The 13734-nt window shown below is 60.8% G+C and carries 12 protein-coding genes and 1 pseudogene; 6 read left to right on the forward strand and 7 right to left on the reverse strand.

The features are described 5' to 3' along the window. The first annotated feature begins 49 nt into the window (after positions 1–49). Positions 50–2008 (forward strand): hypothetical protein, encoded by a 1959-nt coding sequence (locus DWF00_RS20055; protein ID WP_147283812.1) that lies wholly within the window; start codon positions 50–52, stop codon positions 2006–2008. Between the two features lie 156 nt (positions 2009–2164). Then, positions 2165–2968 (forward strand): hypothetical protein, encoded by an 804-nt coding sequence (locus DWF00_RS20060; RefSeq protein ID WP_114832098.1) that lies wholly within the window; start codon positions 2165–2167, stop codon positions 2966–2968. A gap of 31 nt (positions 2969–2999) precedes the next feature. Here the strand turns inward: DWF00_RS20060 and DWF00_RS20065 are convergent, their stop codons facing one another. Genes DWF00_RS20065 through DWF00_RS20075 form a run of 3 tightly spaced genes read right to left on the reverse strand, consistent with a single transcriptional unit; the run spans position 3000 to position 6371 of the window. After that, positions 3000–3458 (reverse strand): M67 family metallopeptidase, encoded by a 459-nt coding sequence (locus tag DWF00_RS20065; protein WP_114832099.1) that lies wholly within the window; start codon positions 3456–3458, stop codon positions 3000–3002. Continuing rightward, positions 3433–5157, reverse strand: a complete 1725-nt coding sequence (locus DWF00_RS20070; RefSeq protein WP_114832100.1) for a ThiF family adenylyltransferase — start codon at positions 5155–5157, stop codon at positions 3433–3435. Before DWF00_RS20070 ends, DWF00_RS20065 begins: the two co-directional genes overlap by 26 nt. After that, a complete protein-coding gene (locus tag DWF00_RS20075) occupies positions 5154–6371 on the reverse strand; it encodes a nucleotidyltransferase domain-containing protein (protein ID WP_210207947.1) in 1218 nt (405 codons plus the stop codon). The genes DWF00_RS20070 and DWF00_RS20075 overlap by 4 nt, the downstream gene beginning before the upstream one ends. 68 nt (positions 6372–6439) lie before the next feature. On the opposite strand from DWF00_RS20075, the gene DWF00_RS20080 reads away from it, so the two are divergent. Beyond that, positions 6440–7615 (forward strand): SAVED domain-containing protein, encoded by a 1176-nt coding sequence (locus DWF00_RS20080; RefSeq protein WP_245974130.1) that lies wholly within the window; start codon positions 6440–6442, stop codon positions 7613–7615. A 288-nt stretch (positions 7616–7903) separates the two neighbouring features. Here DWF00_RS20080 and DWF00_RS20085 read toward each other — a convergent pair whose 3' ends face one another. After that, positions 7904–8512 (reverse strand): TetR/AcrR family transcriptional regulator, encoded by a 609-nt coding sequence (locus DWF00_RS20085; RefSeq protein WP_114832102.1) that lies wholly within the window; start codon positions 8510–8512, stop codon positions 7904–7906. Positions 8513–8609: 97 nt separating this feature from the next. Between DWF00_RS20085 and DWF00_RS20090 the strand changes: the two genes are divergently transcribed. Then, positions 8610–9344, forward strand: coding sequence for an alpha/beta hydrolase (locus tag DWF00_RS20090; protein ID WP_114832103.1), 735 nt, complete (start codon positions 8610–8612; stop codon positions 9342–9344). A gap of 10 nt (positions 9345–9354) precedes the next feature. Here DWF00_RS20090 and DWF00_RS20095 read toward each other — a convergent pair whose 3' ends face one another. From DWF00_RS20095 to DWF00_RS29145, 3 genes and pseudogenes are all read right to left on the reverse strand, one after another. Beyond that, positions 9355–10458 (reverse strand): IS630 family transposase, encoded by a 1104-nt coding sequence (locus tag DWF00_RS20095; protein ID WP_114832132.1) that lies wholly within the window; start codon positions 10456–10458, stop codon positions 9355–9357. A gap of 77 nt (positions 10459–10535) precedes the next feature. Continuing rightward, positions 10536–11077: pseudogene (locus DWF00_RS20100) on the reverse strand (IS5 family transposase); the annotation flags it as partial. A 19-nt stretch (positions 11078–11096) separates the two neighbouring features. Then, complete coding sequence (locus DWF00_RS29145) at positions 11097–11366, reverse strand: hypothetical protein (RefSeq protein ID WP_147283813.1); 270 nt, start codon at positions 11364–11366, stop codon at positions 11097–11099. A gap of 21 nt (positions 11367–11387) precedes the next feature. On the opposite strand from DWF00_RS29145, the gene DWF00_RS20105 reads away from it, so the two are divergent. Together DWF00_RS20105 and DWF00_RS20110 are read left to right on the forward strand one after the other, a co-directional pair. Next, positions 11388–12755 carry an MFS transporter gene (locus DWF00_RS20105; protein ID WP_210207948.1) on the forward strand — a complete coding sequence of 456 codons (1368 nt, stop codon included), beginning with the start codon at positions 11388–11390 and terminating at the stop codon, positions 12753–12755. A gap of 16 nt (positions 12756–12771) precedes the next feature. After that, entirely contained in the window at positions 12772–13734 is a 963-nt protein-coding gene (locus DWF00_RS20110) for an NAD-dependent epimerase/dehydratase family protein (protein WP_114832105.1), read from the forward strand.

A 13734-nucleotide genomic window follows, 5' to 3' on the forward strand; every position in this document is an offset into this window, starting at 1 on the left:
ATTCAGAGCCTCCATCTCTGGGTTGTCCTCAGGATGATAGGCGCTCCAGTTGCTCGATGATGAAGACCTGACTCGGTTCCTGCGCGCTTTCGAGGCCAGGGCTATGCCGGGCGTCGAGCCTCGGCCACCCGGCATAGTTTTGCTGAACGAGAAAGGCTTGTTTCCAACCGAGCTTGGTCGCCTTGTGAGCTCCCTGCAAATTGCAGCCGTTCTTGGAGATGCGCCTCGGCTGGCAGCAGCCGCGGCGCGGCTAATAGTCAATGAGCATGTCGAACAGCGATTTACGCCGCTGTCTGATCTGGATGCTTGGGCACAAGCGATTGCCTGGGCAGTGAAGGAGCCAGCACTCAGCGACCCAGCTGCTCTGGACTCAGCATCATTTCGAGATCGCGAAGAAATTGTTGGTGCGGCCTGTCTACGCCTGCGGAAACGCGGTTTTAGGTTTGATATCGCCGCCTATGGGCCGCGAATTGAGGGCAGCGCTCGACAGCAGATCGTCAGCAGCGTCGAAGGGTACATTCGTCTCCTGGGCGGTCTGGAGACCGTGAACCAACTTCTTCGCGCAATGCGCGATGCAAATAATCTACACGACGGGATGTGGCTGTTTGGAGAGGTCGGACTCGGCCTGTACGCTGCCAAGCATCCGATGATCCCGGTCGGCTGGCTGATGTCGCTGGCTCTACGGAACCTAGACAAGAAAGCGACCGCCCGAAAGCCCGCGGTTGCCTGGGCTTCGCTCATCGCGCTGGCCACTGATTTCGCTGCCGTCCACGATTGCCAGCGATACAGCTCATTCGAGGATATGGACCTTCATCCGAGCCAGCTTCACCGCACGCTGGCTTCGTCGACGTTGTGGCGGGAGTTCTTCACCCTGCCGCAAATGCCGACGCAGGCCATGCGTCAGGTGCTGGATGCGCTAGTCGGGGTTCTGACCGAGGACGATGCTCATCGCCTGGGTTTCGCGCCGTCCGCCCTGGTGAGCGAGATCGCGAAGCTCTCCGAGACGTCGACAGAAGATCGTGCCACTACATTTCCCCGCGTCAATGCCGAACAGGCACTTCCTCTGTTGACACGGCTGACCCAAGGCGCCGCTGAGCGAGTGAACAGCGGCTACAGCGATCCGCTCGCTGCTCAAGGCCGCACTCAAGATAGCGTGCTGCTTTTCGCGTGCGGACGCGACCAGGCCATCACACTGCCCCGCTCATTCCTGGCTGAAGCTGCATGCGAGTTTGTGTTCGGCCTTCTCTGGTCGAAGCTGGGCCCCCGCGCCGGCGACGTGGTCGGGCTGACCATGGAGAGGGCGGTAGCGACTGCGTGCCAGGGCAAGGCACCCACAGTGCTTAGCAGCCATCCATACGAAGTTAGGGGCCAGCGGTTCGAGTTCGATGCAGCGACACGGGATGGGGACCGCATCACTCTGATCGAGACCAAGGGAAAGATGCTGACACGGCAGTCGCGCTCGGGCGACATGTTCGCCTTCTTTCGCGACTACACTGATAGCTTCCTTCGAATGCTCTCCCAGCTCGTGCGCCACGAGATCAATCTGAGGGCTGGCGACACACCGCTGACCAAGCCGGCCGAGCTTGTCGACGATTTCCAGCCGGTGAAGGTCGCCGTATCGCCGCTGAGCTATGGACCCGCAAGTGATAAGGCGCTGTCGAATGCCGTCGTTCGCTCACTGGTTGGCGCGAAGCTGACGGTGGTGGTGCCGGACAAAGAGAATGAACGGATCATCGCCGACTTCAATAGGCGTTCTGCAAAAATCTTGGATGACATTGCCAGCGTAGCACCGAAGGAGGAAGGGCTTGTTCAGCTTTTCCCTTATCTCATCGACGTGTTTTGGTTGGACCTCGGCCAGCTTCTTTATGTTCTCGACCGAGCCAACACCGTCTGGGACGCTTTCCGGCCGCTGAAGCACATCACGTTCGGCTCTCGCGACTTCTGGACAGAGCTGGCCCATGCCGAACGCGGCGGGCTGACCACCGGCAAATGGCGACCGGTTAGGTGATCAGGAGACACAGCCGATTGGAGAGGTGCAGCCTCAGGTTCAGGCCTCTCTCGGAATGGGATTTCACCACGAGCAAGCTTGGCCTCCGGATTTTCCGCATCCAGGATCGAATGGGCGATTTTGCCCCGGAGGATTAGGATACGTGACGGAGCTGCGATGACCGAGGACGAGTGGAAGGACCATTGCCGCAAGGCTGTCACTGCCATGAAGGGTCTTACGGCGCCCTTCGGGTCTGCCATGTCCTACGAAGCCCCCGATGATCTTCCCCGTCTTTCTGGCACCGGCTCTGTCCTCGAGCTGCTGGGGCGCCGCTTCATCCTCACCAACGAGCATGTCCTGCTCGACGAAAAGACTGGGTCTGAGCGTCCGAACCTGGCCTATGGACTAGCTGGCACCGACTCCGTTTTTCGAATGGACCGCGGTTTTCTATCGGCCCCGTTTCCGATCGATTGCGCGATCTGTCCTCTCCCGGAGCCAGTGTGGGAGATGACGAGCACCGCGGCCGCGATCCCGGAGCGTTTGATCACTTGGGCGCACGTCCCCGCGGCCCGGGAGATCCTGTTCTTCCGTGGATATGCGCAGGAGAACTCGCATTTTCATTTCGAGCACCTGCTGAGCGGGTCGACGTCATACGCCACGCAGGCCATGGAAGAGGCGCCGGCAGGGCTGGATGAGCGGTTCTTCTTCGCGCTGCATCACACGCCGGAAAAAGCAGAGATGCTTGACGGCGTCGGCCATCTTCCGCTTCCGCCAGGGTTCAGCGGATCCACCGTCTGGAATACGCGGTATGTCGAATGCCTGCTGGCCGGCAGGCCGTGGACGCCGGAAGAGGCACGAGTCACCGGCGTCGTCTGCCGATGGCGGTCGGGCGACACTGGCATCGTCGTGCTGCGGGTAGAATATCTGCGGAGTTGGTTGCTCAATGCCGCCAACGAGATGGCGCTAAGAGGGCACATCTAGACTGGTCGGCGAGCACTGTTCGGGAGATAGATCAGCTCGTGAGCGAGACCTGGCCGGGCGCGGCGCGTCGGACGAACATGTAGGCAGCGGCCTCGACGAGGAAAAAGCACCGCAACCTGACGATCATGAGCGCTGAAAAATCGATGTCCCGCTCGCCGTTGACGAGGCTCTGCATCGACGAGATGTCCTCTTGGCTCGGCCGAACCGGAAAGCTGGGATGGGAGTGCCACTCGCCGAGATAGTTGAAGCGTTTGAAATCGGAGCCGGTCCTGCAAAAGAAGCCTTCGAGAGCTTCCGCATGATGTTCAGGGCTGCGGACGAAATGAGCAGCCGTTCCGGTCTTGTCGTCGACGGAGAAGTCGACGATTCGAAAATGATCCGGTGCGACTTGCTCACCCATGAGGATGCCGCCGATCTCGCGCCGGCCGGCACGTCTCAGACATTTGCGAAGCCGAGCCCGCTGGTTACTTGGAAGACTGATCGTGACCATCGAACGCCGTAGGCATGAGTTCGCGCAGCAGGGCAAGGCTCTCTGCGACAGAGGCGGGGTCCTGTTCGACCTTCCAGGGATCCGAGCCGGCCAGTTCGATCGGCCACGTCTCGAACGGCTGGGAGAAAATCCAGGCTGCGCGTAGGCCGATCGCATAGGCCGGCGCGGGAAAAGCGCTGTCCTCTGGACGCGTGAGCACGTCGGTCGCTAAGCGTGCCAAATGGCCTGCGATGATGGCCACTTCCGCATCGTCGGCCACAAGTGGGCCGCCGGTCGCCGTCGGCGCCGCGTATGGGGCCGAGAAGCTGGCGAGCGGGGCGGGTACGCCGTGGCCGTTGCACCAGGCGTTGATCTGATTGCGAGCCGCCTGCGGTTCCGGCTCATGGCCTGACCGAACGCGCGCCACGAGGCCGCCGATGCCACCGGCAAAGACCTCGCCCCAGACGAACGGTTTCAGGCTTTCCTTCGCGACCGCGGCGCAGAAGTTGAAGCAATGGGCATCGGCGGTCGCGTCGATGATGACGTCACAGGCGCGCAACGCCGACATCACCGAGTCAATCGAATCGGCGCTTTCCTGGCCGCCCAGCGCGACGCGTCGCACTGTAACGTCGATTGTTCCTGCAATCTCGATGAGGCGGCTGCGGACTGCGTCGACCTTGTGAACGCCGGCGGCCCCGGCGCCGAGCTCGTTTCGCACGAGGTTTGCGGCGAACATGACGTCGTCATCAACGAGCGTAAACTTGCGCACCCCTGCGCGCGCCAGCATCGCGGCGAGTTTGGAGCCAAGCGAGCCGCACCCCACGATGCCGACGCTCTTTTCGGAAAGGACGGCATAATCTTCCGGGAGCCGGCTGCCGGCGGCGACCTTCAGAATCCGAGAGCGACCGAAGTAGCGCTTTTGGCTGCCGTCATAGGCGTAGAAATGTGCGATCTCGGTGTCGGACGCCAGCACCAGGTCCATCTCGCCGCTATCGGCGAGCGCCTGCTCGCGGAGCGTTTCCAATCCGAGACCACCGAGCAGCTCTGCGATGCTCACCTGTGTCGCGGCCGGCATGGCGGCCGCCTGCGGCAGTCGAATGGCATGGCCGCGTTTCGTCGTCTCACGGATGCCCGCTGGCCAGGCGCGCGCATCTGCGACGCCATCGATCTCGGCGATCGTCACGGTGAAGGTTTCCGCGTGATGCTTTTCGGCGATGCCGATCTCGATCGACTGACCGGCTTCGATCGCCTTCACGCGCTCTTCGATCGGTAGCGTCAGCAGGAAGCGGAAGTATGAGCCGCGGACGCTTTGGCCGAGCGAAACAGCGTGCGCAGATGGCAGTTCGGGACCGTCGACATCGCGCTCGCCGGCGATCAGCCGACGGGCGCTTTCGATCATCATCGCCCCGGTGATCGTCGTCTCCCAATTGTCGGCGCGATATTCGAGGCAAAGATTTCCGCCGGCGCCGTACTGGTGGATCGAGAGGCGGCTGCCGTCTCGGGGAACGACGATGGGCGGGGCATTGGGGTGGAATTCCGCATAAGTCATCGTGAGCGGAATGCTGTCACCGTTGTGTTCGATCTCGAAGTCGACGGCGAACGCGGCACCCTCCGAAAGATACCAGCGCACGCCTCTAAGCCAGTTCACGCGCTCGGCGAGATCAGCGACGCTCTGGCGCTCGGCTCGCGCCCTTGCCGGGGTTTCGAGCCACCAGATCATTCCGCGCCGCCGAACCCCTGGGGCTTGGTCGGAACTCGGCTTCTGTCCGGAAAGGAGAGACCTGCGCTGGCCGGCGCCACCGATGCGGTTTTCAGCAGCGGGGATCGCGTCGGCGGCTGGCGGCGGCGTGCCGCGCGATCGGCAAGCGGACCGCCGACGCCGCGACCGACCGTCTCGGTGATCACCGTCCTGTCGCTCGAACGGGCTGCCTCGGCGAATTCCGTCCTGGCCTTCTGCAGCCACTCGGCAAAGGCGGTCGCCCGCTCAGGATGTTCCGCCCATTTGTCGGCGAAGTTTTCGAGTGGATCGGTCGGGTTCGGGATCCAGTACCGGTTGTCGTGCCACAGGATGTGCTTGTCCATGCCTGCGAGAATGACCGCCAGCGCTTCGCCGATCGTCTCTTCGCCATTGTAGGAATGCGCGGCGAGCGTGGTGATGATGACGGAGATCGGCCGGTCTTCTTTGCGACCCTCAAAGGTGTGGTCCCTGTGCCGCTTGAGGATCATGACCGCGGCCTGAAGGGGGGTGCGGACTTTGTAGTCCGGGATATCCTCGACGCTTGCCTTCACGCTTTCGGCAAGCATGCGTTTGCGGCGTTCGAGAGCGGCTGCCATCCGGCTCTTGAACCACTCACAATAACCCTTGGGATTTGAGCGTGGCCAGTCGTCCGTGACGGCGGTGTAGGTCGCACCGTCCTTATCGGTGATGGCGATCGCGGTCGTGGTCCAGCGAGCGTCGAGGCCGCGAGATTCCAGCAGGATGCGGGCGCTTTGGACATTCGGAAGGGCGGGCACCACATCCATGTGGAACTGGGCGCCATCGGCATAGTCGAGGACCCAGCAGCGGCGACCCTCGCGCAGCGGCTTGTTCATGCTCTGCGCCTTGCGATAGGCCTCGATCTCCACGCCGAGCAGGGTCTTGAGCTGCTGCTGCGTCAGCGAGGTCTTGCCGAGCTTCTGAAACTCGCAAACCGAATCGACGTCATACTCCTCCGCGTCGTTTGAGGGCCGGATGGTCGTGCCGAGACGGAATGACCCCTGCACGTAGACCTTCGGGCCGTACTGCCGGACGGTCGATGTGTCGCGGTGCAGCCAGTCCCCCAACGATTTGTAGCTCCGCTCGGCCTGCTCGTACCGGCTGGATGGCACGCTCAGTTCTTCGGCAAGGTCCTCGAGGAATTCCTCGCTCTCGCGGGTACGCGTCTGCTTGTCCACCATCGGCCTCCCAAGTGAAGCCCAGGCGCCGCATGTGGATTGTCGAACTGCGCGGTTGAGCATTGAGGATGAAACGTGAACATTATACTGAACTCGATCGGAACTTCACCATGGCAAAAACACAAATCCCAAACAAAATTCAGGTCGCCCTTTGGGCGAAAGCCGCCGGGCGCTGCGAGTACCGTGGCTGCAATGAGGATCTCATAGGCGACCTGATCGCCGGCCGCGAGGATGGGAAGTTCGGCTTTATTGCCCACATCGTCGCCGACAGCGCTGACGGCCCGCGCGGCGACGTGATTCGCTCACCGCTGCTCGCCAAGGACCTGAGCAATCTCATGCTGCTTTGCGCGAAGCATCATAAGGGCGTGGACGTCGATTATCTCGCAGATCATCCGGAGAATGTCCTCCTTGAGATGAAGGCGGAGCACGAAGACCGGATCGCCATCGTGACGGGCATGGCGCAGGAGCGCGCCGCTCACGTGCTGCGGTTCGCAGCAGACATCGGACAGAGGGACGCCCTCGTTTCGACCCGGTCGATCTTCATGGCGATGCCGCCGGACCGGCATCCCGCAGAGGGGCGCACGATCGACATCGAGCTGGTAGGATGTGACTATGCCGATCACGAAGCGAGTTATTGGACTGTCCAGCAGGACAACCTGCGGCGCGTTTTCGCACGCAAGGTGAAAGAGCGGATTGAGCAGAAGGAAATAAGACAGCTCAGCGTTTTTGCTCTCGCGCCGCAGCCCCTTCTGATCGAGCTTGGACATCTTTTGGGTGACATCGTTCCGGTCACGGTCCACCAGAGATATCGCGAGCCGGCGACGTGGCGTTGGCAAGCTGAGCAGCCAGCTATCACGTTCCAAGTCGGTGAGTATTCCGGCCCACCGGAGGCTGCGGTCGCGCTGAAGCTGGCGCTCAGCGCAACCGTCTCGGACGATAGGATACGGGCGGTGCTTGGAGACAATGTCGCAATCTGGTCGTTGACCGCGGAAAATCCGCACAACGACATTATGCGGCGGCCCGAAGACTTGGTTGAATTCAAGCGCCATCTCCGACGGCTGCTGGACCGTATCAAGGCCGTCCACGGCGAGAAGGCCACGATCAACGTCTTTCCGGCATTGCCGAATTCGGCCGCGGTCGAGGTGGGACGAGTACTGATGCCGAAGGCTGACCTGCCGCTGCGCATCTATGATCAGAACCGCACTGAAGGCGGCTTCATTCCAACGTTGACGGTTGCCGGGTAACCGAACAGCCAGCAAGCCGACCTTCCTAACGTCAGCTATGGGCCAACTTTGCGCGTTCAACGGACGTGGCCAAGGCAAACATGCGGCCATGACGTCACGGACAATAGTGCCCTTGACATGCTCAGGGCGGAACCACCGGCTTTTGCTGTAGCGCCAGTGCCGCGTTGCGCCATAAGCAGACTCTGCGAACCAGACACTCACAGGGCGCGCCTTCGAGGTCTGCTGGCGACCCATGTCGGACGTTTGGAAGGTCCGCTCTCAGGCGGCTCGTCTTGCGCACTCGGCTCGTCAGCTTGGGGCGCGGAGCAGGCGAACAATGTGGCCGATGGCGTCCTCGTCTGCGAGCCCTTCATCGCCGGTGACCGCCAAGGCCGCGCGAATCTCAAGCTGGCTGTCGAGCCAGAACTGTACCAGCGCACCGCCCATAATCGCGGCGAGGCCGGGCGGCAAGTCATTGCGGATAAAGCCAGCGTCTTGGGCGCGTTGCATGAAGGCGACGACTGGCCGCGTCATTTCTTCGGAGCGGGACGCGCGTTCATCCTGCAGGCCGTCCAACCGTCGCCAGAGGTTGAACCGGAACGATAAGGGCCGGGCCTTCCAGAACGCCAAGTAGGCTCTAAGCATCGCCGTGACGCCGTCACCCGGCGGTAGGGCCAAGTCCACGGCGCCGGCCATAAAGGCCATGAAATCGGCGGTGATCTGTTCCCCAATTACCCGCCACAACGCTTCCTTGCCCCCGAAGTGGTGATTGAGCAGCGGCTGGGAGACACCCGCCGCCTGGGCGATCTGACGGGTTCCGGCGCCATGAAACCCCTTGGCCGCGAACACGGCGAGCGCGGCTTCGACGATGGCGTTGCGGGCGTCGCCTTGCGGAAAGGTGGGGTGCAGTTCCGGCATTGGCGGGTCTCCGGTCGATCCATCACGCTGATCGCATGATCAGTGTTGACTGATCAAATGATCAGCAGTAGGTGGCGAGCGCCTTCAGGAGGTATGCGTGACCACTCTGCCCCAACCCGCCAAAACTTTCGTTCTCATCCACGGTGCGAGCCACGGCGGCTGGTGCTACGACCGGGTCGCTGCGATCCTGCGATCACAGGGGCATCAGGTGTTCACGCCGACGCTTGCTGGGTTGGCAGAGCGCGCTTCTATGGATGCTCGCCGGATCAACCTGGCCACCCATGTTGACGAAATCGTCGAGCTGTTCGAACGGGAAAACCTTGGCGACGTGGTCCTGTGTGGTCATTCCTATGGCGGCATGGTCATAGGCGGCGTTGCAGACCGAATCCCGGACCGCATCAGAAATCTCGTATTCCTCGACGCCGTCGTGCCTGAGAACGGCAAATGCATGAACGACTATATCTTTCCCGGTTGGCGGCTGCTGCCGATCCTGATCGCGGTCTGGCTGTTTGGTCGTGGCTATAAACTGACGCCGCCGCCCCCAGCCTGGTATTTCAAGGTAAACAAGGCAGATCAAGCCATGGTAAACCGGCGTCTCACGGCGCATCCCTACGCGACACTCCGCGAGAAGATCCGGATCGGGAACAATGCCGACCGCATAGCAAATCATACCTATATCTACGCTGCGAACTGGGGAAATCCTCAGATCGCCAAGCAGTACGAGCTCGCGAAGAAGCGCGAGGGTTGGAAGGTGTTCGAGGTCGAGTGTGGCCACGACATCATGATTGACGCGCCGAATGAACTGGCGAGGATTCTTGTTTCAGCGAGCTAGTCATCTGAATCTAAAGTTCGCCACATAACGTGCGTTCTGCGGTCTGGCAGAAGCGCTTGACGGAGGCGAGGATCTCGTCGGCGGACTTGGTCCATCGGTAGGGTTTTGGCTTTTCATTGTGCCGCTCGATGAAGGTGCGGATATCGCGTTCAAGCTGGCCGGTTGAGGTGTGGACGCCGCGCCGCAACTGCTTGCGGGTGAGTTCGGCAAACCAGCGTTCGATCTGGTTGATCCACGATGCCGAGGTCGGGGTAAAATGGACATGGTAGCGCGGCCGGCGAGCCAGCCATGCCCGGACGAGCGCCGTTTTGTGGGTCGCGTAATTGTCCATGATGATGTGGATATCGAGGTCGGTCGGCACTTGCGCGTCGATCTGCTTGAGGAAGTCGAGAAACTCGGCGGCGCGGTGCCGCTTGTGGCATTTGCCGATCACGAAGCCGGAGGCGATGTCGAGCGCTGCGAAAAGGGAGGTCGTGCCATGGCGGACGTAGCCAGGAGTTCGACGTTCGGGCACGCCGGGCATCATAGGCAGGACCGGCTGTTCCCGGTCGAGCGCCTGGATCTGGCTCTTCTCGTCGACGCTGAGCACCAATGCCCGATTGGGCGGCGACAGGTAGAGCCCGACGATGTCGCGGACCTTGTCGACGAACAGGGGATCACTCGACAGCTTGAACGTCTCAGAGCGGTGCGGCTGCAACCCGAAAGCGGTCCATATGCGGCGGATCGTAGTATGGGAGAAACCGGTCTCGCCCGCCATCGAGCGGATCGACCAGTGGGTAGCGTCGGCCGGCTTGGAGCGAAGCGTGCGCTCGATCACCGCGGCGACCTGGTTATCCTCGATCGTTCTCGGCCTGCCCGGACGAGCCTCGTCCAGCAGTCCTTCCACACGATCCTTGAGGAAGCGCCGGCGCCACTTGCCGACCGTGTGTTCGTGCACGCCCAACTCGATCGCGACGACCTTGCTCTGGATGCCGTCGGCGCAACGAAGGATGATCCGGCAACGCTCCGACATTGACCGCGCCACTCGCCGCCGGCGGATCTGCCGTTCCAGGTATTCCCGCTCTTCCAGCTCCAGCACCAAAGGTGCCGTAGGCCGCCCGCCCGCGTTCGCCATACCGCGCTCCTCATCACCAGAGCCCAGCATAATGATGCTTACTTCAGTTCCAGATGAGTAGGCTCAGGACTCATTGATCAGAGCCAGAAGATGACGGCTGCTGCGATACAGATGGCCGAGAAGAATGTGTGGGCGCATCGGTCGTCGCGTGTGGCGATGCGCCGCCAGTCCTTGAGCTTGGCGAAGAGGTTCTCGACCTTGTGGCGCTGGCGATAGAGCGCCTTGTCGTAGGGATAAGGGATTTTCCGGCTTCTGCTCGATGGAATGCAGGGTTCGATGCCTTTTGCTGCGAGCGCCTGGCGGAACGGGGTGCTGTCGTAGCCTCTGTCGGCGATCAGGGCCTTGGCTGGCGGCAGGGCGTCGAACACGAGGCTTGCGCCCTTGTGTTCGCTCATCTGGCCCTCCGATAGCAGCATGACGATCGGGCGCCCTTCACCATCGCAGACGGCGTGGAGCTTGGAGTTCAGTCCACCTTTCGTGCGCCCGATACGACGGGGAAGAGGCCCTTTTTGAGCAGGCTCGCTGCTGTGCGATGCGCTTTCAGATGCGTCGCGTCGATCATGATGCGCTCAGGCTTGGGTCCTTCGCCGGCGAGTCCGGCGAAGGTCCGGTCGAATAACCGCCGCGCCGTCTGGCTTTCAGAGATCGGTCCGATCTGAGAGGATCAACGCGTGATCGACTTCGATGCCAAAAGTTCGCGCCGTGCTTTCGAGCCTGAGCGGCCCTGCTGATGTTCGATTGTCACGTCGCATCCCCGCAGGATGCCGCATCCGATAGAGCACTCCGTCCTGTAAATCGCTTTCCGCCGCGCCCGCCCACGGGCCAAGCGCACAATCGTGACGCAGGACGGCCTTGCGCTTGACAGGAGATCGAAGCCAATCCAATAATTCAACAATGAGCATATACATTCAATAATATTGAATAATAGAATGTCCATGAGGACATCAAAAGTACCGGAGGAGACGAAATTGCAATCGCATCAAACGCTAACGGTTGAAGCGTACTTGGACCGTGTTCCTGCAACACGATTCCATTTCGTGGTGTTGGGCCTGTGCTTCATGGCGCTGGCCATCGACGGGTTTGATTCAGCCATCATCGGCTATATGGCTCCTGCCTTGCTAGTTGAGTGGAATATCACTCGGCCGGAGTTGGCGCCCGTGCTCAGTGCGGCCCTCTTCGGCCTTGCCATTGGCGCCATTGTTTCTGGTCCAATCGCTGATCGCATAGGAAGAAAACCCGTAGTGATGTGTGCCAACGGACTCATCGCGTTGGGCTGCCTCGCATCTTCCTACTCGCCAAATTTGGACGTATTGACCGTTCTGCGCTTTGTCACCGGGCTGGGGCTCGGCGCCGCGATGCCCAATCTCGTTACCCTCATTACAGAGTATGCGCCAAAGAAGAACAGAGTTTTGATTACGACCGCCGTCCTATGCGCGTTTCCTCTCGGTGCATCGCTGGGCGGCCTATTGGCGGCATGGCTGATCACGTTGATTGGATGGCGTGGGCTCTTCGTCGTTGGCGGGATCCTTCCACTATTGGTGCTGGCGATAGGGATTTTTTCTCTTCCTGAATCTCTCCACCATTTGGTCTCCGCACGCAAATCACAGCAGGCCATCCGAAGCGTGGTCCGGCGCATCTCAGGTGCCCACAGTGATGTCGAGATCGCGGTCCCCCCTCCAGAAGCAGCGGGGCGACCCAAAGCGATCGGCGTCGTGCTGTCGCGGCGATACATCATTGGGTCAATCGCATTGTGGATCGCCTACTTCATGGGTCTGGTGATTTTCTATCTGTTCACGAGCTGGATGCCAGTGTTGCTTATGGGGGCCGGCTTCTCGCTGGAAAGCTCGGCAGCGATTTCTGCCATGTTCCCATTCGGCGGTGTGGTGGGTATTCTTATCGTCGGTTGGATCATGGAACGAGTTGAGCACCATCTTGTCACGGTGATCGCCTACGCGTTGACGGCAATCCTCGTATTCCTCATTGGTCAGCAGACTCAATCGCCTGCATTGCTCACCATCGTCATCCTCCTCGCCGGCGCAGCCATGAACGCTGGGCAAACGGCGCTCGTGCCGCTAGCAGCCCGATTTTATCCTACGGAAGGACGGGCTACCGGCATTGCTTGGATGCAGGGGATCGGAAGAACTGGAGGCATTGGCGGAGCACTATTCGGTGCGTACCTCTCCGCACGGACCCCTTCTTTGAAGGAATTCTTTGCGGTCGCGTGCCTCCCTGGAGTTGCTGGCGCGCTAGCGATCTTCATCAAGATGCGGGCTAACCCATCAGGCGACCACAGGTGAACTCGGGAGGTTAGCGGTGAAGATATTTATCACTGGAGGAACCGGCTTCATCGGTTCGCATACGGCACGTGCGCTTCTGGACATTGGATGCGATGTAACGGTCACACGGTTCGGCGAATGGGATAGGCCCGATTTTCTATCGAGGGATGTCGATCGATTGAGCATAGTCGACCTCAATCTAAACGATGTCGATGCAACATGTGCGGCGTTGCGCGAGGCGCGTCCCGACAACATCCTTCATCTCGCGGTACCGGCGCGCTTTGGCTTAGCGCCGATCGAAGAAATGGCACTGTCGTTTAACGCGACTATCGGACTTATGAGCGCTGCGCTGCAGGCGCGAGTACCCCACGTAACTATCGCCAGTTCGCTTGTCGTCTACCGTGGTATCGATCCCAACACCGGACCATTCAATGAAACGGCGCTGGTGCCCTTGGCTGCGACGAATCCGCTCGAAGCCGACAAGCGGCTTGACGAGGTCGTGGCGGCCTTCTTGACGCATTCCAAAGCGGTAAAGGTTATTCGTGCCAGACTCGGTGTTACCTGGGGACCACTCTACCAATCAATGCTCAACGCGCCGTCTCGCTTAGCGAGACTGGCGTTGGGTCGCTACGACGTGGACGTATCGGCCAGCACCCCGGATCCGCGTGATGCACATCCCGATGATCACTATGATCTTCTGTATGTTCGGGATTGTGCAAAAGCACTTGCAGCGCTTTTAACCCAGCCGACGTTGCGTCACGAAGTATATAACGTGGGCTCCGGACGGATGACGCGGTACGCGGACCTGGTTACCGCGATTTGCCGCGCCGCAGGGGTTCCCGACATACCTTTGAACGTGGTGCAGCGTCCCGCTATCAACGCGCCGCTCGGTTACATGGATCCTTCGAGGCTGTGCGAGGAGACCGGGTTCCGCCCTGCTTATGATCTCGACGCCGCGGCACACGACTACGTTGACTGGCTAAGAAATCACAAGGCGTAA

The organism is Allobosea caraganae (assembly GCF_003351345.1).
Classification (GTDB): Bacteria; Pseudomonadota; Alphaproteobacteria; order Rhizobiales; family Beijerinckiaceae; genus Allobosea; species Allobosea caraganae.

Excerpts from the sequence above, each read along its gene's own strand:
- DWF00_RS20060 (WP_114832098.1), top strand. The coding sequence starts at position 2,165 with ATGACCGAGGACGAGTGGAAGGACCATTGCCGCAAGGCTGTCACTGCC.
- DWF00_RS20065 (WP_114832099.1), bottom strand. The coding sequence starts at position 3,458 with ATGGTCACGATCAGTCTTCCAAGTAACCAGCGGGCTCGGCTTCGCAAA.
- DWF00_RS20070 (WP_114832100.1), bottom strand. The coding sequence starts at position 5,157 with ATGATCTGGTGGCTCGAAACCCCGGCAAGGGCGCGAGCCGAGCGCCAG.
- DWF00_RS20080 (WP_245974130.1), top strand. The coding sequence starts at position 6,440 with ATGAAACGTGAACATTATACTGAACTCGATCGGAACTTCACCATGGCA.
- DWF00_RS20085 (WP_114832102.1), bottom strand. The coding sequence starts at position 8,512 with ATGCCGGAACTGCACCCCACCTTTCCGCAAGGCGACGCCCGCAACGCC.
- DWF00_RS20095 (WP_114832132.1), bottom strand. The coding sequence starts at position 10,458 with ATGGCGAACGCGGGCGGGCGGCCTACGGCACCTTTGGTGCTGGAGCTG.
- DWF00_RS29145 (WP_147283813.1), bottom strand. The coding sequence starts at position 11,366 with ATGTATATGCTCATTGTTGAATTATTGGATTGGCTTCGATCTCCTGTC.
- DWF00_RS20105 (WP_210207948.1), top strand. The coding sequence starts at position 11,388 with ATGTCCATGAGGACATCAAAAGTACCGGAGGAGACGAAATTGCAATCG.